General features: G+C 65.0%; 16 protein-coding genes. 11 read left to right on the forward strand and 5 right to left on the reverse strand.

Going from position 1 to position 20,062, the window contains the following annotated elements; translation table 11 throughout:
* The first annotated feature begins 2 nt into the window (after positions 1–2).
* The 4 genes from L1277_RS08505 to ptsP are packed head-to-tail and all read left to right on the forward strand — an operon-like array spanning position 3 to position 6,371.
* The gene (locus L1277_RS08505; RefSeq protein ID WP_253375949.1) at positions 3–971 is read left to right on the forward strand and encodes a MoxR family ATPase; all 969 of its coding nucleotides are present in this window, start codon (positions 3–5) and stop codon (positions 969–971) included.
* Positions 972–983: 12 nt separating this feature from the next.
* On the forward strand, positions 984–2,387 hold the full coding sequence (locus L1277_RS08510; RefSeq protein WP_253375950.1) for a DUF58 domain-containing protein: 1,404 nt from the start codon (positions 984–986) through the stop codon (positions 2,385–2,387).
* Positions 2,384–4,681 carry a transglutaminase domain-containing protein gene (locus L1277_RS08515; protein ID WP_253375951.1) on the forward strand — a complete coding sequence of 766 codons (2,298 nt, stop codon included), beginning with the start codon at positions 2,384–2,386 and terminating at the stop codon, positions 4,679–4,681. The genes L1277_RS08510 and L1277_RS08515 overlap by 4 nt, the downstream gene beginning before the upstream one ends.
* Positions 4,682–4,736: 55 nt before the next feature.
* Positions 4,737–6,371 carry a phosphoenolpyruvate--protein phosphotransferase gene (ptsP, locus tag L1277_RS08520; protein ID WP_253375952.1) on the forward strand — a complete coding sequence of 545 codons (1,635 nt, stop codon included), beginning with the start codon at positions 4,737–4,739 and terminating at the stop codon, positions 6,369–6,371.
* A gap of 482 nt (positions 6,372–6,853) precedes the next feature.
* Here ptsP and L1277_RS08525 read toward each other — a convergent pair whose 3' ends face one another.
* Genes L1277_RS08525 through sdhC form a run of 4 tightly spaced genes read right to left on the reverse strand, consistent with a single transcriptional unit; the run spans position 6,854 to position 10,301 of the window.
* Positions 6,854–7,615, reverse strand: coding sequence for a succinate dehydrogenase iron-sulfur subunit (locus L1277_RS08525; RefSeq protein ID WP_253375953.1), 762 nt, complete (start codon positions 7,613–7,615; stop codon positions 6,854–6,856).
* A gap of 3 nt (positions 7,616–7,618) precedes the next feature.
* Positions 7,619–9,421 carry a succinate dehydrogenase flavoprotein subunit gene (gene sdhA, locus L1277_RS08530; RefSeq protein WP_253375954.1) on the reverse strand — a complete coding sequence of 601 codons (1,803 nt, stop codon included), beginning with the start codon at positions 9,419–9,421 and terminating at the stop codon, positions 7,619–7,621.
* A gap of 28 nt (positions 9,422–9,449) precedes the next feature.
* Positions 9,450–9,896: a succinate dehydrogenase hydrophobic membrane anchor subunit gene (locus L1277_RS08535; RefSeq protein WP_253375955.1), complete on the reverse strand. Its 447-nt coding sequence runs from the start codon at positions 9,894–9,896 to the stop codon at positions 9,450–9,452.
* Positions 9,897–9,911: 15 nt separating this feature from the next.
* Positions 9,912–10,301: a succinate dehydrogenase, cytochrome b556 subunit gene (gene sdhC / locus L1277_RS08540; protein ID WP_256481588.1), complete on the reverse strand. Its 390-nt coding sequence runs from the start codon at positions 10,299–10,301 to the stop codon at positions 9,912–9,914.
* Between the two features lie 218 nt (positions 10,302–10,519).
* On the opposite strand from sdhC, the gene L1277_RS08545 reads away from it, so the two are divergent.
* Entirely contained in the window at positions 10,520–11,635 is a 1,116-nt protein-coding gene (locus L1277_RS08545) for a mannose-1-phosphate guanylyltransferase (protein ID WP_253375956.1), read from the forward strand.
* Here the strand turns inward: L1277_RS08545 and L1277_RS08550 are convergent.
* Positions 11,632–12,585, reverse strand: coding sequence for a 5'-3' exonuclease (locus L1277_RS08550; protein WP_253375957.1), 954 nt, complete (start codon positions 12,583–12,585; stop codon positions 11,632–11,634). The genes L1277_RS08545 and L1277_RS08550 overlap by 4 nt on opposite strands.
* A 261-nt stretch (positions 12,586–12,846) precedes the next feature.
* Here L1277_RS08550 and L1277_RS08555 point away from each other — a divergent pair, with 261 nt between their 5' ends.
* The 6 genes from L1277_RS08555 (at position 12,847) to L1277_RS08580 (ending at position 19,790) form a co-directional block, all read left to right on the forward strand.
* Complete coding sequence (locus tag L1277_RS08555) at positions 12,847–13,932, forward strand: BMP family protein (protein ID WP_253375958.1); 1,086 nt, start codon at positions 12,847–12,849, stop codon at positions 13,930–13,932.
* 80 nt (positions 13,933–14,012) lie between these two features.
* Complete coding sequence (locus tag L1277_RS08560) at positions 14,013–15,527, forward strand: ABC transporter ATP-binding protein (RefSeq protein WP_253375959.1); 1,515 nt, start codon at positions 14,013–14,015, stop codon at positions 15,525–15,527.
* Positions 15,524–16,795 carry an ABC transporter permease gene (locus tag L1277_RS08565; RefSeq protein WP_253375960.1) on the forward strand — a complete coding sequence of 424 codons (1,272 nt, stop codon included), beginning with the start codon at positions 15,524–15,526 and terminating at the stop codon, positions 16,793–16,795. The genes L1277_RS08560 and L1277_RS08565 overlap by 4 nt, the downstream gene beginning before the upstream one ends.
* Positions 16,792–18,072: an ABC transporter permease gene (locus tag L1277_RS08570; RefSeq protein ID WP_253375961.1), complete on the forward strand. Its 1,281-nt coding sequence runs from the start codon at positions 16,792–16,794 to the stop codon at positions 18,070–18,072. The genes L1277_RS08565 and L1277_RS08570 overlap by 4 nt, the downstream gene beginning before the upstream one ends.
* 4 nt (positions 18,073–18,076) lie before the next feature.
* The gene (locus tag L1277_RS08575) at positions 18,077–18,496 is read left to right on the forward strand and encodes a cytidine deaminase (protein ID WP_253375962.1); all 420 of its coding nucleotides are present in this window, start codon (positions 18,077–18,079) and stop codon (positions 18,494–18,496) included.
* A complete protein-coding gene (locus tag L1277_RS08580; RefSeq protein WP_253375963.1) occupies positions 18,489–19,790 on the forward strand; it encodes a thymidine phosphorylase in 1,302 nt (433 codons plus the stop codon). Before L1277_RS08575 ends, L1277_RS08580 begins: the two co-directional genes overlap by 8 nt.
* Positions 19,791–20,062: the final 272 nt, after the last annotated feature.

Here is a 20,062-nt window from a genome sequence, read left to right on the forward strand (position 1 = left end):
CGATGACAATAACACCGGAGCAGGCTACGTGGTTTGCGGGAGTGTGCGACCAGCTCGTCGAGAACGTCGAGCAGGTGCTTCTCGGTAAAAACCACGTCATCCGGCTGTCGTTCGTCACACTGCTGAGCCGTGGCCACCTGTTGCTCGAGGACGTGCCGGGAACCGGCAAGACGTCACTCGCCCGCGCGATGGCCGAGAGCATCAATGGCGCCGCGAGCCGGGTGCAGTTCACCCCGGACCTGCTCCCCGGCGACATCACGGGCGTGAGCATCTACGACCAGCGCAGCAAGAACTTCGACTTTCACCGGGGCCCTATCTTCGCCAACATCGTGTTGGCCGACGAGATCAACCGGGCGAGCCCAAAGACCCAGTCGGCGCTGCTCGAAGTGATGGAGGAAGGACACGTCACCGTTGACGGCGTCACTCACCCCGTCGGTGAGCCGTTCATGGTGATCGCCACCCAGAACCCGATCGAGCAGGCCGGCACCTACCGGTTGCCCGAAGCGCAGCTCGACCGGTTCATGATGAAAACGTCGATTGGTTACCCCGACCACCAGTCCACCATTCGGATCCTTGAGGGATCCGAATCCCCGGTTGCGACGGTACTCAGCCCGGTCGTTCCGGCCGCCACCATCGCCGAGATGACCCGCATGGCGACCACGGTGCACGTGGACCCGTCGATCAACGACTACGTTGCGCGAATCATCGACGGCACCCGGCAGGCCAGCGAAGTGCGCCTCGGAGCGAGCGTTCGCGGTGCGCTGGCACTGATTCGGTCCTCGAAGACGTTCGCAGCGGCATCCGGTCGATCATTTGTCATTCCGGACGACGTGAAGTCGCTGGCTGACACGGTGCTCGCGCACCGGCTCATTCTCGATGCCGAGGCGGAGTTTGACGGCGTGAACCCGTCGAACGTCATCGCCCAGGTGCTCATCGACACGCCTCCGCCGCGCGATACCGCCGCAGCTTAGGAGCGCAGCAGCATGGCCAAACCGGGCGACGTTCGAGGGGGGACGACGCAACAGAAAACGATTCCGCTGACGCGTACGGTTTCGAACACCGCCCAGGGGTCGACCGAGCTCAACAACGCGCGTACCCGACTGGTCGGCTCGCGGCAAGGCGCCCTTGCTGAGGCGGTGATCTGGACCGTACGAGCCGGTCGATCGGTGCGCGCCGTTCTCGCCCGCTGGTGGGCAAGCGCGACGAGTGTGGTGACCTGGCTCGGCTGGTCGGTCGCCCTCACCGTGGTGGTGGCGTTCGTGCTCGGCTATGGGCTCGGCTGGCAGGAACTCGTCGCAGGGGCGTGGGCCGGCATCATTGTCGTGGTCGCCGCAGCCCTGTTCCTCATCGGTCGAACGACGCACGAAGCGACGCTCAGCCTGCCGGTCAACCGGATCGTCGCCGGCGAGAGCGCGGTCGGGCAGCTCGACGTGATCAACCCGTCGAAGCGGCTGCTGCCCGGTGCCCGACTTGAGGTCCCCGTTGGCAACGGACTCGCCGACTTCCAGGTGCCAGCGCTCGCGGCCGGCGGCTCGTATGACGACGTGTTCACCGTTCCGGCCCTGCACCGTGGGGTGATTCCGGTCGGACCGGTGCGCGTGGTGCGTGCCGACCCGCTTGGGCTCGTGCGCCGCGAACGCGAGTGGAACGAGCGGATCGACCTCTTTGTCCACCCGCGCACCATCTCGGTGCCGAGCCTGAGCACCGGATTCGTGCGTGACCTCGAGGGCAACCCGACGCGGGACCTCACCGCGAACGACGTCTCATTTCATGCGCTGCGCGAGTACATGCCGGGCGACGAACGCCGCTCGATCCACTGGAAGAGCACGGCGAAAACCGGCCAGTTCATGGTGCGCCAGTTTGAGGAAACCCGCCGCAGCCACCTCATGGTTGCGCTCAGCCTCGCCGAAGCCGACTACGCCGGCGACGACGACTTCGAGATGGCCGTGAGCGTTGCCGGTTCGCTCGGCGTCCGTGCCATCCGCGATGCACGCACCGTGTCCGTTGTGGTGAGCGAGTCGACGCCCGAGTTCGCCAAGCGCAAGGTCTTTGCCATGAGGAGCCTCGCCGCCATCAGCCCCACCCGTTTGCTTGACGACCTCAGCAGTGTCGACCCCTCTGCCACCGCGCTCGGTCTCTCCGACCTGGCCCGCGTCGCCGCCGATTCGATCGCGGGCATCTCGCTGGCCTTCCTGGTCTGCGGTTCGGCGGTCTCGCCGGCCACCCTCCGCTCGGCCTCCCGCCACTTCCCGGCTGGCGTCGAAGTGATCGCCGTGGTCTGCGACCCCGAAATTGTGCCGAGCTTCCGTACCGCCGGCGAACTCTCCGTTCTCACCATTGGCTTTCTCGAGGACCTTCAGCAGGCGATGGCGCGGGCCGCAGCATGACCGATCGAGCGGATGCCATTCGGTACGTTCTCTGGAACGCCACCTTTACGATCCTTGCGGTTGTCGTGGCATCCGCTCTCTGGTGGCCGATCTATCAAGTCGGCCAGTTCGTGCTTCTCGCCGCTGTCGCGCTGGCGCTCGGCGTGACGATTGCGGCGCTCGGCAGCCGGTTTCGACTGCCCGGCGTCGCGGTGCTCGGCATCACGGTCGGCGTGTATCTGATCGTCGGGGTGCCACTCGCGATGCCGGACGCCGCCCTCTTCGGTGTGCTGCCAACCTGGCAGGGACTCGTTGACCTCGTGCAAGGAACGGCGTCGAGCTGGAAACAACTGGTCACCATCCTCCTGCCGGTGGGCACCTACCAGGGCCTGCTGATCCCGCCGCTCGTCAGCATACTGTCGATCACCGTGATCACCCTGTCGATCGCGTTGCGCACCCGCCGCCCGGAACTGGCGGTCGTCTGGCCGATGCTGCTCGCCGTGCTCGGAATCGCGTTTGGTCCGGCGGTCGGCTGGCAGTCCGTTGCGCTCGGGCTCGCCGTTCCCGTTGTCGCCCTCATCTGGCTGGTCTGGCTCGGCCGGTCGCGGCACCGTGCTCGGGCACACTCCCACACCGACGCCATCGCCACCGTGAGCCCGTCGCGGCGTGAGCGTCGACGAGCGGCCGTTGTGAGCGTTGTGAGCGCGAGCCTGATCCTCGCGCTAGCGGCCTGCGGTGGCGCGGTGATGGCATCGGTTTCTCCGGCGACGACCGAACGGCAGGTGATTCGCTCGCACATCGAGCAGCCGTTCAACCCGCGGTCATATCCGAGTCCGCTGTCGGGTTTCCGGAGTTTCCACCTGCCCGACGCCGCGGGGCAGGAGATGCTCACCGTCTCCGGCCTGCCGTCCGAGGGGCGGTTGCGACTCGCCACGCTCGACACCTATGACGGTGTGGTCTACACGGTGGGCACCGAGGACGTGGCGGCGGGTTCCGGCACGTTTGTGCGGGTGCCATACCGGCTCGACCAGCAGGCGAGCGGGCAGATCGTGACGCTCGACGTCACCATCCGTGGGTACTCGGGCATCTGGTTGCCAGGGGCAGGGCAGCTGCGGCAGATCGATTTCGACGGACCGCGCGCTGGTGCGCTGTCGAGCCAGTACTTCTACAATGACGTCACCGGCACCTCCGCGGTCGTCACCGGCCTGACCGATGGCGACAGCTACCAGATGGAAGCCGTCGTGGCCGCCACACCGACGCTCGACGAGCTGACCGAGATTCGGCCGGGGTCAGCGAGCCCGTCATCGACGGTCGACCTGCCGAACGTGATGACCGAGCGGCTCGAGCTCTATACCGAGGGCATCACTGGAGCGGGGGAGCGGCTCGTGTCGATGCTCGACGGGCTCAAGAACGACGGGTACATCAGCCACGGCGTCGGTGAGAACGAGCCGACGAGCCTCTCCGGGCACGGTCTGGACCGCATCACTACCCTGTTCACCGAGCGACCCATGATCGGCGACGAAGAGCAGTATGCGGTGGCCGCCGCACTCATGGCCCGGCAGCTCGGCTTCCCGGCGCGCGTGGTCATGGGCTTCGTGCCGACCGCGGACCCGGCGTCAGACACCGCAACGGTGTCGAGTACCGACATCAGTGCGTGGATCGAGGTGCAGTCGAGCGACGGCACCTGGCTGACGGTCGACACGACCCCGCCGCTCCGCGAGATTCCCGAGAAGGAGCTCGACGAGCCGACAAAGGTGTCGCGTCCGCAGTCGGTCGTGCAGCCGCCGCTCGAGCAAAGCGAGTCCGACAGCGAGCAGATCCCGGCCGACGACAGCGTCGACAACGACGACGAGCCGCTCGACCCGCTGCTGGCGGCGTTGCTCCTCGTTGCGCAGGTGCTCGGCTGGACGCTCCTCGGCCTCGCCGTGCTCGCGTCGCCGTTTCTCGCCGTGATGGCCGCGAAGGCACGACGCCGGGCACTGCGCCGGTCGCGCCGGACCCCGTCCGAACGCATTCGGGCCGGCTGGCAGGAGTTTCAGGACAGTGCCATCGACTTCGGCATCGAGCCGCCCGCTTCGGCGACGCGTCGGGAAGTGGCGCGAACGGTGGGCGGTAAGCGCGCGCTCGCACTGGCATCCGTTGCCGACCGGGCAACATTCTCGACCGAACGACCGAGTGACGAAGACGCCGACCGGGTGTGGGCAGCGGTGGACGACCTGCGCTCATCGCTGGGGCGGGGCCGCACGCGTCGCCAGCGACTTCAGGCGGCAACCTCTCTGCGGTCACTCGGCATCGCACCGCGCCGCTCCCGCTAGGGTTCGGCACGGCCATCGGGCAAGCCGGTAGTGTCGAATTCGAGGGAGGCACGACATGCTGTTGCGCGGCGTCGGAGTGGGCCGGGGGATTGCCGTCGGACCCGTCGTTCGGATGCCCGATCCGCTGCCGGAGCCGGTCGACGAGCCGCGCACCGCTGCAGCCGATGTCGAATTCTCCCGTGCCCTCGCGGCGCTCGGCGATGTGTCCCGCGACCTCACCGAGCGGGCCCGTCGTGCTGGCGGTGAAGCGGAGGGAGTCATTCTCACGCAGTCGATGATGACGCAGGACCCCGCGTTGATCGACGACATTCACTCGCGCATCGACGCGGGCGGCACGGCGGAGCGCGCCGTGTTCGAAGCGTTCTCGAGTGTGCGACAAATGCTGTTGGCGCTCGGAGGCAGCCCGGCCGACCGCGCCGTCGACATCGGCGATGTCGGCCAGCGGGTGATCGCCCGGTTGCGCGGTGTCGAGCCGCCCGGCGTGCCGGACGTCGAGGGTCCGTTCGTGCTGATCGCCGGTGACCTCGCCCCCGCCGACGCGGCCGCACTCGACATCGGGCAGGTGCTCGGCCTCATCACGCTCGGTGGCGGGCCGACCTCGCACACCGCGATTCTCGCGCGCTCGAAGGGTATCGTCGCGGTCGTCGGTGTGACGGATGCCACGGGCATCGTCCCAGGGACGACGGTCCTTCTCGACGCGGGGGAGGGCACTGTCACCGTTGAGCCAACGGCCGAGGAAATCACTGCGGCGCGCGAGCGACTCGTCGCCCGGCGCGTGGCCGTGCCGATGGGACCGGGGACTCTCGCGGACGGGACCCGGATTCCGCTGCTCGCCAACATCGGGCGGCCGAGTGAAGCGGCGGTCGCGCGTGACCTCGGCGCCGAGGGCGTCGGGCTCGTCCGCACCGAGCTGATGTTCATGGGGGCGACGATAGCGCCGACGGTGGCCGAGCAACAGGCGGAGTACCGTCGACTCTTCGCGATGTTCCCAGGCAAACGGGTGGTCGTTCGCACGCTCGACGCCGGGTCGGACAAGCCGCTCGAATTTCTCCCGACCGGCCCCGAAGAGAACCCGGCGCTCGGGTTGCGCGGTATCCGCGCGACCCGGATGCATGAGGACGTGCTGCGCGACCAGCTCGCGGCCCTCGCTGCGGCCGATGCAGAGACCGACGCTGAAGTCTGGGTGATGGCGCCCATGGTGGCCGACGCCGAGGAGGCCGGCTACTTCGTCAGCCTCGCGCGTGAGATGGGTGTCCAGGTCGCCGGGGTGATGGCGGAGGTGCCGTCGTGTGCGCTCATGGCCGGGCAGGTGCTCGGCATCGCCGACTTCGTCTCCATCGGTACCAACGACCTCACCCAGTACACCCTCGCCGCCGACCGGCAGCTCGGCTCGGTGGCCTCGTACGCCGACCCGTGGCACCCCGCGGTCCTGCGGCTCGTAAAGATGCTCGGCGACGCGGGTGCGCAGTCCGGGCGACCGGTTGGAGTGTGTGGGGAAGCCGCCGCAGATCCGTTGCTCGCCGTTGTGCTCGTGGGGCTCGGAGTGTCGAGCCTGTCGATGGCGCCGACGGCGTTTGAGGCGGTGCGCACCGAGTTGCGCCAGCACACGCTCGAGCACGCCCGCGCTTTGGCGGTGCGGGCGCTGGCTGCGTCGACGGCCGCGGAAGCCCGGGCCCTGGTCCGCGAGTGACGCCTCCCGGAGCATTCCGCGCCGCCGCGGACGGAAATCGTGCCGGGAGAAGGATCGGCGACCGTCCGCTTGCCATATACGACGCTGATTTCCGTGTCTCGGGACGTTGGAGTGGCACGTCATCTTTGCCGCCGTGCACGGAATTTGTGGCGCCGCGCACGGAGATCGCGCGGCCAGGCACGGAACTCGCGCCGAGGAAAGGATCGGCGAAGGAATACTTGCCTTCTGTGGCGCTGATTTCCGTGTCTCGGAGCGTTGAGGAGCGTTGAGGAGCGTTGAGGAGTATTGAGGAGCGTTGAGGTGTGTGGCAACGGGTAACGGCGTCTGGCAACCGGCCGTCGGCGTTCACGATGCCACACCTGGTAGTCGGCCCTGCTGATTACGCGTGCCCATAAGTCGCTGCGCTCAGTAGTGACGGTGACCGCCCAACGACGACACCCCCGCTCCGAAAGGAGCGGGGGTGTCGTTAGGGAAACCTGTCGTTACGCCTTGCCGCGCATCAGGGCCTGCTTGACCTCTGCGATTGCCTGCGTGACCTGGATGCCGCGAGGGCAGGCATCCGTGCAGTTGAAGGTGGTGCGGCAACGCCACACGCCCTCTTTATCGTTGAGGATGTCGAGGCGAACCTTGGCTGCATCGTCACGCGAGTCGAAGATGAAGCGGTGCGCGTTGACGATCGCTGCAGGGCCGAAGTACTGGCCGTCGGTCCAGAAGACGGGGCACGACGAGGTGCACGCTGCGCAGAGGATGCACTTGGTGGTGTCGTCGAAGCGGGCGCGGTCGGCGACCGACTGGACGCGCTCCTTGCCGGGCTCAGCCTTCTTGGCGGGGATGAGGAACGGCTGGACTTCGCGGTAGGACTCGAAGAACGGGTCCATGTCGACGATGAGGTCCTTCTCGAGCGGAAGGCCCTTGATCGCTTCGACATAGATCGGCTTCGTGATGTCGAGGTCCTTGATCAGCGTCTTGCAGGCCAGGCGGTTGCGGCCGTTGATGCGCATGGCGTCGGATCCACAGATGCCGTGTGCGCAGGAACGGCGGAAGCTCAGGCTGCCGTCCTGCTCCCACTTGATCTTGTGCAGCGCGTCGAGGATGCGGTCGGTCGAGAACATTTCGACGTCGTAATCGACCCAGCGGGGCTCATCGTCCAGTTCCGGGTTGAACCGGCGGATGATGAGGGTGACGACGAACGGCTTGAGAGCGTCGTCGGTGTTCGTCGGGGCGTCAAGAGTGGCGGTCGACATGGGTTAGTACTTCCTCTCCATCGGCTGGTAGCGGGTCATCACGACCGGCTTCCAATCCAGGCGGATGTGGTCGGCGGCATCCGAAGAATGCGGGTCGCCGGTCAGGTACGCCATTGTGTGTTTCATGTAGTTTTCGTCGTCGCGGTCGGGGTAGTCGTCACGCATGTGTCCGCCGCGGCTTTCCTTGCGGTTACGGGCCGAGAAGACGACAACCTCGGCGAGGTCGAGCAGGAAGCCGAGCTCGACGGCTTCAAGCAGGTCGGTGTTGTAGCGGCGGCCTTTGTCCTGCACACCGATGTTCATGTACCGCTCGCGCAGGCCGTGAATGGTTTCGGTGACGCTTGCAAGCGACTCGTCGGTGCGGAAGACCTGGGCCTTCGTGTCCATCTCCTCCTGCAGTTCCTTGCGGAGGACGGAGATGCGCTCGGTTCCCGGGTTGTTGCGGACGCCCTCGATGAGGTCGCGCACGAATGCGGCGGGGTCCTCGGGCAACGGGAGGAACTCAGTGTTCTTCACGTAGGCGACGGCATTGTTTCCGGCGCGCTTGCCGAAGACGTTGATGTCGAGCAGCGAGTTCGTGCCGAGTCGGTTCGAGCCGTGCACGGAGACACAGGCGCACTCGCCGGCGGCGTAGAGGCCGGGGACAACGGTGGTGTTGTCGCGCAGCACTTCGGCGTTGTTGTTGGTGGGGATACCACCCATCGCGTAGTGAGCCGTTGGCATCACCGGGACCGGCTCGGTGACCGGGTCAACACCGAGGTAGGTGCGGGCGAATTCGGTGATGTCCGGCAGTTTGGTCTCGAGAACTTCGGCACCGAGGTGCGTGCAGTCAAGGTAGACGTAGTCCTTGTTCGGACCAGCACCGCGGCCCTCGGCCACTTCCTTGACCATGCAGCGCGCAACGATGTCACGCGGGGCGAGGTCCTTGATGGTCGGAGCGTAGCGCTCCATGAACCGCTCACCGCTCGCGTTGCGGAGGATCGCGCCTTCGCCTCGAGCGCCCTCGGTGAGGAGGATGCCGAGTCCGGCGAGGCCGGTCGGGTGGAACTGGAAGAACTCCATGTCCTCGAGGGGAAGCTTCTTGCGCCAGATGATGCCGACGCCGTCGCCGGTGAGGGTGTGTGCGTTCGAGGTGGTCTTGAAGATCTTGCCGAAGCCGCCGGTGGCGAAGATGATCGCCTTCGAATGGAAGACGTGCAGGTCACCGGTTGACAGCTCGTAGGCAACGACACCGGCGGGCTGCTCGACGCCGTCGACCTCGCTCATGATGACATCGAGAACGTAGAACTCATTGAAGAAGTTGATGCCGAGCCGGACACAGTTCTGGAACAGCGTCTGCAGGATCATGTGGCCGGTGCGGTCAGCGGCGTAGCATGCACGGCGAACCGGTGCCTTACCGTGATCGCGGGTGTGGCCACCGAACCGACGCTGGTCGATCTTGCCTTCGGGCGTGCGGTTGAACGGCAATCCCATGTTCTCGAGGTCGATGACCGCGTCGATGGCTTCCTTCGCGAGGATCTCGGCAGCGTCCTGGTCGACGAGGTAGTCGCCACCCTTGACGGTGTCGAAGGTGTGCCACTCCCAGCTGTCTTCCTCGACGTTGGCGAGGGCTGCGGCCATGCCGCCCTGAGCTGCTCCGGTGTGGGAGCGCGTCGGGTAGAGCTTGGAGATAACGGCCGTCTTCGCGCCGGGGCCTGCTTCGATGGCCGCGCGCATTCCGGCGCCGCCGGCGCCGACGATGACGATGTCGAACTGGTGGTAGTGAACTCCATCGATGATGGTGGAGTCGCTTGGGTCCTGAGTCACAGATGTATCCAAAATGTTCAGTTGTTCGTTACGCAGCGCAGAACGAAGGGAGAAGGTCAGCGGGCTGGCCGGTGGGGCACGGGTCGAAGGTGAAGACCACGAGGGTGCCCAGGAGAATGAGGATCGCAACGGAAGCGAAGATTGCCCCCTTGAGGATGCTGCGGGTCATCTTGCCGCGGGCGTAGTCGTTCACGATGGTGCGCATGCCGTTGCCGCCGTGGATGAGAGCGAGCCAGAGCATCGCGACGTCCCACCACTGCCAGAACGGGTCGGCCCACTTACCGCCGACGAAGGCGAAGTCGATGGCGCTGACGCCATCACCGACGATGAGGTTCATGAAGAGGTGCCCGAAGATGAGCACCACGAGGATCACACCCGAGACGCGCATGTAGATCCAGCCCCATTTTTCCCAGTTGATTCCCTTGTTGCGAGCGGGACGTACCGGAGTACGGGGAGCTTCAATTGTTTGTGACATGGAGTTCTCCCCTTTCTAGTGGCTGAAGACGTTGATGAGGTGGCGAGGCACGAAGCCGAGCATGGTGATCACCCAGAGGGCGATGACCACGTAGAACATGACCTTCTGGTAGCGGGTGCCCTTCGACCAGAAGTCGATGAGCACGATGCGCACACCGTTGAAGGCGTGGAACACGATCGCGCCGACGAGGGCAACTTCACCGAGTCCCATGATCGGGGTTTGGTAGGTGCCGATTACCGCGTTGTACGCCTCGGGTGACACTCGGACCAGTGCGGTGTCGAGGATGTGCACGAGAAGGAAGAAGAAAATTGCAACACCGGTGATGCGGTGAAGAACCCACGACCACATACCTTCGCGACCCCGGTACAGGGTTCCAGCTGGGCGTTTGGAAGTGGTCGTACTCAACGGCGGTGTTCTTTTTTCAGTCTGCACTGACACGAACGGCCCTCCCTGATTGAAGCGTCATAACCGCCTCCACAGGCGGCCGTGCGTCACAACGGCGCGTTACGACAGTCTACGTTCACCGCCGGAATTTCGCCGGTAAGGCGAACCTAAGTATCTCGACGTCAAGACAAATCGGGTGCACAATACGCCCGTTCTCTCCGCCCGATACCCTGAGGGGCATGACTAGTGCACTCGAACGCTTCTACAGTGTGATTCCCGCGGGCGGTATCGGTTCGCGACTGTGGCCTTTATCGCGAGCGGATGCCCCCAAATTTTTGCATGACCTCACCGGGTCCGGCAGTACATTACTTCGCGCAACCTGGGATCGGTTGGCCCCCTTGTCTGGTGAGCAGCGCATCATGGTGGTCACCGGGCGTGCGCACCGCGCGGCCGTCGAGTCTCAGCTGCCGAACCTCACCGACCCCAACGTCGTGCTCGAGAGCGACCCGCGCGACTCATCTGCCGCCATCGGCCTCGCCGCCGCCATCCTGATGAAACGCGAGCCCGACGTCATCATCGGCTCCTTTGCGGCCGACCACGTCATTCGCGGCGACCGGCTGTTCCGCGCCGCGGTCACCCAGGCCATCGCAACGGCCGACGCTGGCTACATCACGGCCATCGGCATCCAGCCCACCGAGCCCGCGATCGGCTTCGGCTACATCCACTGTGGGGGAGCGCTCGACGTTCCCGGCGCCGATTCCGCCCTCCTCGTCGACTCGTTCGTGGAGAAGCCCAACCTGGCGACGGCCAAAAAGTACGTCTCAGGGGGAGCGCACCTGTGGAACGCGGGCATGTTCATCAGCCGGGCCGATGTGCTCCTCGAAGAGCTGGCGAAGAACCGCCCGGAACTGCATGCGGGACTGATGGAACTGGCATCCGTCTGGGATGATCCTGCACTGCGCGGCCCCGCGGTGGACCGCATTTGGCCGACGCTCGAGAAGATCGCCATCGACTACTCCGTCGCCGAACCCGCCGCTGCCGCCGGTCGACTCGCGGTCGTGCCTGGCCACTTTGACTGGGACGATGTCGGCGACTTCGCATCGCTCGCGAAACTCAACTCCGGCGGACGCAAGACTGACCTCGCGATCCTCGGCGAAAGCGCGCGCATCCTCTCCGACGCGTCGAGCGGCATCGTGGTCAGCCAGACCAGCCGGGTCATCAGCCTCATCGGTGTCAAAGACATCGTCGTTGTTGACACCCCGGACGCCCTCCTCGTCACCACGAGCGCGAACGCGCAGCGGGTGAAGAGCGTCGTTGACGCGCTCAAGCTGTCGGGTCGCGACGATGTTCTCTAAACCGTCGCGGCCTCGGCCTGCGGCAGGTCGTTGCCGAGCGCACGCAGCGCCCGGTCAGCCGCGCCGCCGAGGCCGAGGCTGACCGAGAGCTCTCGAGCGGCCGCGAGTTTCTCGGGGGAGAGCGGTCGAATGTGAGCATCCGGCGCGTTGAGGTCAAGGGTGCACACCACTGCGACGACCGTCGGCGCTACCGCGAGGTAGTCCGCGGCCCGCAGTAGTTTCGCCCGCACGGACTCGGACATCCCGTCGCCGCGTGTCGCCGATGCCTTGATGATCGCGTCGAGGGTGCCGAACGTGGCGAGCAGTCCGGCAGCGGTCTTGTCGCCGACACCGGCGACACCGGGCAGCCCGTCCGACGTGTCTCCGCGCATTGCCGCGAAGTCGGCGTACTGCGCCGCGTCGACGCCGTACTTCTCCCGCACCACCGACTCGGTGAGAACCTCGAGCTTGCTCATTCCCCGTGCCGTATAAATCACACGGATGCCGCGCGCATCGTCGACCACCTGAAAGAGATCCCTGTCGCCGGTGACCACGTCCACGGGTCCGGTCGCCTGCGAGGCGAGACTGCCGATCACGTCGTCTGCTTCGTGTTCCGGTGCACCGACAATCGGAATGCCGAAGGCCGTGAGCACCCGACGGATGAGGGGGATTTGCGCGACGAGCAGGTCGGGTGTCTCCTCGACGTCCGGGCCGTCAGCCGAGACGGTGACGACGCGGTGTTCCTTGTAGCTCGGGATGAGGTCGACCCGCCACTGCGGGCGCCAGTCGTCGTCCCAGCACGCAATGAGCTCGGATGGCTGGTAGTCGGTAACGAGCTTCGCGATGAAGTCGAGCAGCCCACGCACGGCGTTGACGGGGGTGCCGTCAGGTGACCGCAGCGTGTCCGGCAGTCCGTGGAAGGCGCGGAAGTACAGCGAAGCCGTATCGAGGAGCATCAGTGGTCCGGTCATCTGCCGATTCTGGCACGGTGTGCCGAAAAGGTGGGGTGTCGAGCCGCTGAAGCGGTGCGCATTTGTGTGCATCCGCGCTTTCGCCTGCTCATGTGAGCAGCGGAAACCGCAGCGAGGCATCTCGGTTTAGCCTTGCGTGAAACAGCTATGTAACGCTTCTGTTTCGAGAGATGCCCACGGCGTCGTGGGCTTCGTAACTTTCGGTAACGTAAGCCAATACCGCCCTCGCGAGCCCCGCAGGGCAGCACCCTGGAGGACACATTGACAATCAACACCCGTAAGGCCGTTTTCGCCGGCCTTGCCAGTGCAGGCGTTATCGCACTGCTCGCTGGCTGTGGACAGGCTCCCGCCAGCAGTGGCGACTCGGAGAAAGCCGCATCCGACTTCCTTCCCTGCATCGTTTCGGATGCCGGTGGATTCGATGACAAGTCCTTCAACCAGTCCAGCTACGAGGGCATGGTCGAGGCAGCTGACAAGCTCGGCGTCGACATGAAGGAGGTCGAGAGCGACACCGAAGACGACTACGCTCCGAACATCACGAGCCTCGTCGACCAGGGCTGCAGCCTCGTCGCGACCATCGGCTTCGCACTCGCCGACGCCACGAAGGCCGCTGCTGAAGAGAACACCGACGTGGACTTCGTCATGCTCGACGACAACTCGATCGAGCTCGACAACGTCAAGCCGATCATCTACGACACGGCTCAGGCTGCCTTCCTCGCGGGCTACGCCGCTGCGGACTACTCGAAGACCGGCGTTGTCGGCACCTTCGGTGGCATGCAGTTCCCAACAGTGACCATCTTCATGGATGGTTTTGCTGACGGTGTTGCGTACTACAACGAGCAGAAGGGCAAGGACGTCAAGGTTGTCGGATGGGACGTCGCTGGCCAGACCGGTTCGTTCACCGGTGGCTTTGAGGCCAACGACACGGCCAAGCAGCTCGCAACCACCCTCATCGGACAGGACGCTGACGTGCTCCTCCCGGTCGGTGGACCGATCTTCCTCAGCGCCATCGAGGCCATCGCAGACTCTGGCAAGGACATCGCGATGATCGGTGTTGACGCTGACCTGTACGAGACCGCTGACTCGGGCAACGAGCTCTTCCTCACCTCGATCCTCAAGCAGATGAAGTCCGGTGTCTTTGACGTCGTTACCGAAGCGGGCAAAGACAACTTTGACGCCACCCCGTACGTCGGAACGCTGGAGAACGATGGAGTCGGCATCGCGCCGTTCCACGACTTCGAGGGCAAGGTCAACGACACGCTCCAGGCTGAACTGGATGAAATCAAGGCAGGCATCGTCGACGGGTCCATCAAGGTCACCTCGCCGTCGTCGCCGGCAGCTGAGTAATTTTCGACTCACATCACTCCCAGCGCGGGGGGATCAGCTTCGGTTGGTCTCCCCGCTCTGTATGAACGTAGGATTCACCCATGAAGCTCGAACTTCGCGGCATCACGAAGAGATTCGGATCTCTCGTCGCCAACGATCACATCAATCTGGTGGTTCAACCCGGAGAGATTCACTGCCTCCTCGGCGAAAACGGAGCCGGTAAGTCCACGCTCATGAACGTTCTCTACGGCCTCTACCAGGCTGAAGAGGGAGACGTTCTGCTCGACGACGTAGTCCAGCGTTTCGCTGGCCCCGGCGACGCGATGCGCGCCGGTATCGGCATGGTGCACCAGCACTTCATGCTCATCCCTGTTTTTACGGTCGCCGAGAACGTCATGCTCGGACACGAACAGACCGGACTGGCCGGCAAGCTCGACCTCGACGCCGCTCGCGCAAAGGTGCGCGAAATCTCCGCGAGGTTCGGCTTCCACGTCGACCCCGACGCGATCGTCGGTGACCTCCCGGTCGGCGTTCAGCAGCGCGTCGAGATCATCAAGGCGCTCTCCCGCGACGCCAAGGTACTCGTCTTCGACGAGCCGACGGCTGTGCTCACGCCTCAGGAGACCGACGAGCTGATGAACATCATGCGCCAGCTGCGCGATGAGGGAACGTCGATCGTGTTCATCACCCACAAATTGCGGGAAGTGCGCGAAGTGGCCGACCGCATTACGGTCATCCGTTTGGGAAAGGTTGTGGGCGAAGCGTCGCCGACGGCATCGAACTCGGAACTCGCTGCCCTCATGGTCGGTCGAGCCGTTGAGCTCACCGTTCACAAGGAGACCGCTCGTCCCGGTGCCGCGAGCCTCGTTGTGCGCAATCTTGACGTCATCGACCCGCTCGGCCTCAAGGTCGTCAACAACGTGAGCTTCGAGGTGCACGAGGGCGAGATCCTCGCCATCGCCGGAGTGCAGGGCAACGGCCAGACTGAACTTACCGAGGCGATCATGGGCCTCCAACCGCGCGTGAGCGGGGAGATCTCGCTGAATGGTGAGAAGCTCACCGGCCTCAGTGTTCGCAGGATTCTCAATGCTGGCGTCGGGTTCGTCCCCGAGGACCGCACCGAGGATGGGCTCGTTGGCGAGTTCACCATCGCCGAGAACCTCATGCTCGACCGCTCTGATTCGCTTCCGTTCGTCAAGAACGGCAACCTGCAGCTCGGCTACCTGGCCGAGTTCGCGCAGGAGAAGAAAGACGAGTTCGACATCCGCGCCCAGTCGATCACCACGATGGCCGGTCGCTTGTCCGGTGGTAACCAACAGAAGGTGGTGCTCGCTCGCGAGCTGAGCCGCGAACTCAAGTTGTTCGTCGCGTCACAGCCCACCCGCGGTATCGACGTCGGATCGATCGAATTCGTGCACAAGAGGATGGTCGCGACCCGCGATGCCGGCATTCCGGTCATCGTCGTATCGACGGAGCTCGACGAGGTCGTCGCTCTCGCAGACAGGATTGCAGTGATGTACAGAGGATCCATTGTCGGGATCGTCCCCGGGAACACCCCGAGGGACATTCTCGGCCTCATGATGGCCGGGGAAACCCCGACGGGAGTGGCCGCGTGAGCGACACAACAGCGACAACGGCACCGAGCGCGAACGAACCGCAGAAGGCAGCCAAGCCGGAAACGCCTCGGAGCAACCAGGTTCTCTCCGAGATCCTCAACGGCAACTTCGTCATCACGATCCTCGCGGTGGTCTTCGCCCTGATCATCGGTGCCGTGCTCATCGCGGTCACCAACGAAGACGTGCAGAAAGCATCCGGCTACTTCTTCGCGGCGCCCGGCGACACCTTGGGCGCAGTCTGGCAGGCCGTCTCCGGTGCGTACGGAGCACTGTTCCAGGGTGCGATCTACAACTTCCGGCGTGATTCCTTCGTCGACGGTATCAAGCCGCTGACCGACACCCTCACCTTCGCTACTCCGCTCATCGCTGCTGCGCTCGGTATCGGTATCGCCTTCCGCGTCGGCCTGTTCAACATCGGTGGCCGTGGCCAGATGCTCATCGCCGCTGCGTGCGCCGGCTGGGTGGGCTTCTCCTTCGAACTGCCGTGGGGTGTTCACCTCGTGATCGCCGTCGTGGCCGGTATCGCCGGTGGAGCGATCTGGGGCGGGCTGGTCGGATTCCTCAAGGCTCGCACCGGCGCGCATGAGGTGATCCTCACGATCATGCTCAACTACGTGGCGTTCTATCTCATCTCCTGGATGCTCCGCACGCCCGGCCTGCTGCAGGCCCCCGGTTCGGTCAACCCCAAGTCGCCGCCGATGATGGACACGGCGGTGTTCCCCGACATTCTCGGCCCGAAGTACAACCTGCACCTCGGCTTCGTCTTCGTGATCGCGGCGACCATCTTCGCGTGGTGGCTGCTCAACCGCTCGAGCCTCGGCTTCCAGTTCCGTGCCGTCGGTGAGAACCCGAACGCCGCACGGGTTGCCGGCATCAACGTCAAGAACACCTATGTGCAGGCCATGCTCATCTCCGGTGGTCTCGTCGGCCTCGCCGGTGTCATGCAGGTGCTCGGCACGGTGACCACCGGGTTCTCGGCCGGTATCGACGCGGGCATCGGATTCGACGCCATCACGGTCGCCCTGCTCGGTCGCAGCCGACCGTGGGGCATCTTCGCGGCCGGTGTGCTGTTCGGCGCCTTTAAAGCCGGTGGTTTCGCCATGCAGGCTGCCGAGGGCATCCCGATCGACATCGTCACCGTTGTGCAGTCGCTCATTGTTCTCTTCATTGCGGCGCCCCCACTCATCCGCGCGGTGTTCTTCCTGCCCCAGGGGAAGAAGTCCACGAAGCTCAAGCTCAACGTCTCCAAGGAGGTGGCGGCGAAATGACCTCGACAACCGCCGAAGCATCCGTCTCCGCCAGCCTGGAAACGGCGACGATCAAGAGCTGGAAGGCCCCGATCGCGTACGCGATCTTCAGCCTGATCGCGATCATCCTGTTCGTCGTGAATGGGCGTGACGGCACCAGCCGTTTCCGTCTCTCGTCCGACGCCGATGTCATTCAGCTCCCGGCGATCGACGCACCGACCCGACTGACTTGTGTGGTCGTCGTTGTTCTGCTTCTCGCCATCACGGCCTATGCCACCTGGCTGTCCAGCCAGGCCAAGCGGGTTCCGCTGTGGCTGACGATCATTTTTGCAGCCGCGTTCATGTGGGCGTTCCTCACCTGGGCCGCCGCTGGCGAGAGCATTCCGGTCACCGGTCTCCTCCTCGGCACCGTCGCCCTCAGCGCGCCGCTCATCTTCGGCTCCCTCGGCGGTGTCATCTCCGAGCGCGTCGGTGTGGTCAACGTGGCCATTGAGGGGCAGCTCCTCGCGGGCGCCTTCCTCTCGGCGTTCGTGGCATCCGTCACCGGTAATGCCTGGGTCGGCCTCGTGGCGGCCATGGTTGCCGGCGTGCTCGTCAGCTTCCTGCTCGCCGCGTTCAGCATCAAGTACATCGTCGACCAGGTGATCGTCGGTGTCGTTCTCAACGTGCTCGTCGCCGGACTCACGAGCTTCCTGTACTCCACGGTGCTCACAAGCAACACGCCGCTGTTCAACTCGCCGCCACGGTTCCCGCGGATCAATATCCCGATCCTCAGCGAAATCCCCATCCTCGGTCCTGTCCTGTTCCGGCAGACAGTCATCATCTACTTCATGTACGTGGCCGTGATCGTCGTCTGGTGGGCGCTCTTCCACACCAAATGGGGGCTGCGCCTCCGCGCGGTCGGCGAGCACCCGCAGGCGGCAGACACCGTCGGCATCAAGGTCAACGCCACCCGGTTCTGGAATGTCGCCCTCGCCGGCGCGATCGCCGGTTTCGGTGGCGCGTACTTCACGCTCGGTAGCGTCGGTGGCTTCACCAAGGAAATGACCGCCGGTGCCGGCTTCATCGCCCTGGCCGCCGTCATCTTCGGTCGCTGGGACCCCATCCGGGCCACCCTTGCCGCGCTGCTCTTCGGGTTCGCCACGAACCTGCAGAACGTGCTCGGCGCGATCGGCTCGGGCGTTCCGAGCGAGTTCCTCCTCATGCTGCCCTACGTCGTGACCATCTTCGCCGTCGCCGGCCTGGTGGGATACGTACGCGGCCCCGCAGCATCCGGCAAACCATATATAAAGGCGTAAACGAATGACAGATTCAATCGACTGGGGCGCGCTGCGCGAAGCGGCGACGGATGCCATGACCAAGGCATACGTGCCCTACTCGAAGTTTCCGGTCGGCGTCGCTGCGATCGTCACCGACGGCCGGATCATCACTGGCTGCAACGTCGAGAACGCCAGCTACGGCCTGACGCTGTGCGCCGAATGCGCGCTCGTGTCGACGCTGCACCTCACCGGTGGCGGACAGCTCGTCGCTTTCACCTGCGTCGACGGCGACGGCAACACGCTCATGCCGTGCGGCCGCTGCCGCCAGCTGCTGTTCGAGCACGCCGTTCCCGGCATGATGCTCGAAACCGTCTCCGGCATCCGCACCATCGACGAAGTCCTGCCCGACGCCTTCGGCCCGCGCACCCTGAACGAATACGCGGGAGAAACGCACAATGACTGATGCAACGCTCGAGGCGTTCGACGCGGTTGACCTCATCCGCACGAAGCGCGATAAAGGCGAATTAACGACGGATGCCATCAACTGGCTGATCGACGCATACACGCGTGAATATGTCGGTAACGAACAAATGGCCGCGCTGGCCATGGCCATTCTTCTCAACGGCATGAGCCGTCGCGAGATCCGTGACCTCACCCTCGCGATGATCGCGTCCGGCGAGACCATGGACTTTTCCGGCCTCGGCAAGACCACCGTCGACAAGCACTCGACCGGTGGCGTCGGTGACAAGATCACCCTGCCGCTCATGCCCCTCGTCGCGTCGTTCGGTGTCGCCGTTCCGCAGCTCTCGGGCCGTGGGCTCGGCCACACCGGCGGGACGCTCGACAAGCTCGAGTCGATTCCCGGCTGGCGCGCTGACATCTCCAACGAGCAGATGTTCGACATCCTCCGCGACGTCGGCGGTGTCATCTGCGCCGCGGGCAAGGGACTGGCTCCGGCCGACAAGCGACTCTACGCACTGCGCGACATCACCGGAACCGTCGAGGCCATCCCGCTCATTGCCTCCAGCATCATGTCGAAGAAGATCGCCGAGGGCACCGCTGCGCTCGTGCTCGACGTGAAGTTCGGCTCCGGCGCGTTCATGCAGGACTATTCCAAGGCCGAGGAGCTCGCGCGCACCATGGTGTCGCTTGGCCAGGACGCCGGGGTGAAGACCTCGGCGCTGCTCACCAACATGAGCGTGCCGCTCGGACGTGCCATCGGTAACGCCAACGAGGTGCGCGAGTCGGTTGAGGTGCTCGCCGGTGGCGGTCCAGCCGACATCGTCGAACTCACCGTTGCGCTCGCGCGCGAGATGCTGACCCTCGCTGGCCAGCCGGACGCTGATGTTGAGGAAGCGCTCAAGGACGGTCGCGCCATGGACACCTGGCGTCGCTCGATTCTCGCCCAGGGCGGCGACCCCGACGCGGCGCTCCCAATGGCGCGCGAAACCCACACCGTGACCGCTGAGGCCGACGGCATCCTGGTCCGACAGGACGCGCTGCCCTTCGGCATTGCCGCGTGGCGACTCGGCGCTGGCCGGGCTCGTGCGCAGGACCCGGTGCTGCACGCCTCGGGCATCGACCTGCACGCCAAGCCGGGCGACGTTGTGCGCGCGGGAGACCCGCTGTTCACGCTCTCGGCCGACGACGCTGGGCGGTTCCCGCGCGCGCTCGAAGCACTCGAGGGTGCGTTCGAGTTGGCTGCTCCCGATACCGCGTTCACGCCTGAGCCGTTGGTGCGCGCCCGCATCGAGTAGTTCGAGCCGACCGCTCGTGAACTAGCGCCTCGCGCGCCGGTCGATTCGTCGGTAAAGGTCATTCGCTGATCGAGCCGTCGATAAGGGCTCTTTTCTCGCATCGAGGGGACCCTTATCGACGGCTCAATTCGAGGATCAGCCCTTATCGACCAATGGACCGAGCCTCCACCGGCCGTTGATGCGCCGCGCCCAGACGTCGCTCAGGGCGCGGGGGGCATCGAGTCGTCGATAAGGGTTCTTCGATTCGATCTGTAGGACCCCAACCGACGCCT

This window comes from Okibacterium sp. HSC-33S16 (assembly GCF_024171565.1).
In the GTDB taxonomy this organism is placed as follows: domain Bacteria; phylum Actinomycetota; class Actinomycetes; order Actinomycetales; family Microbacteriaceae; genus Mycetocola_A.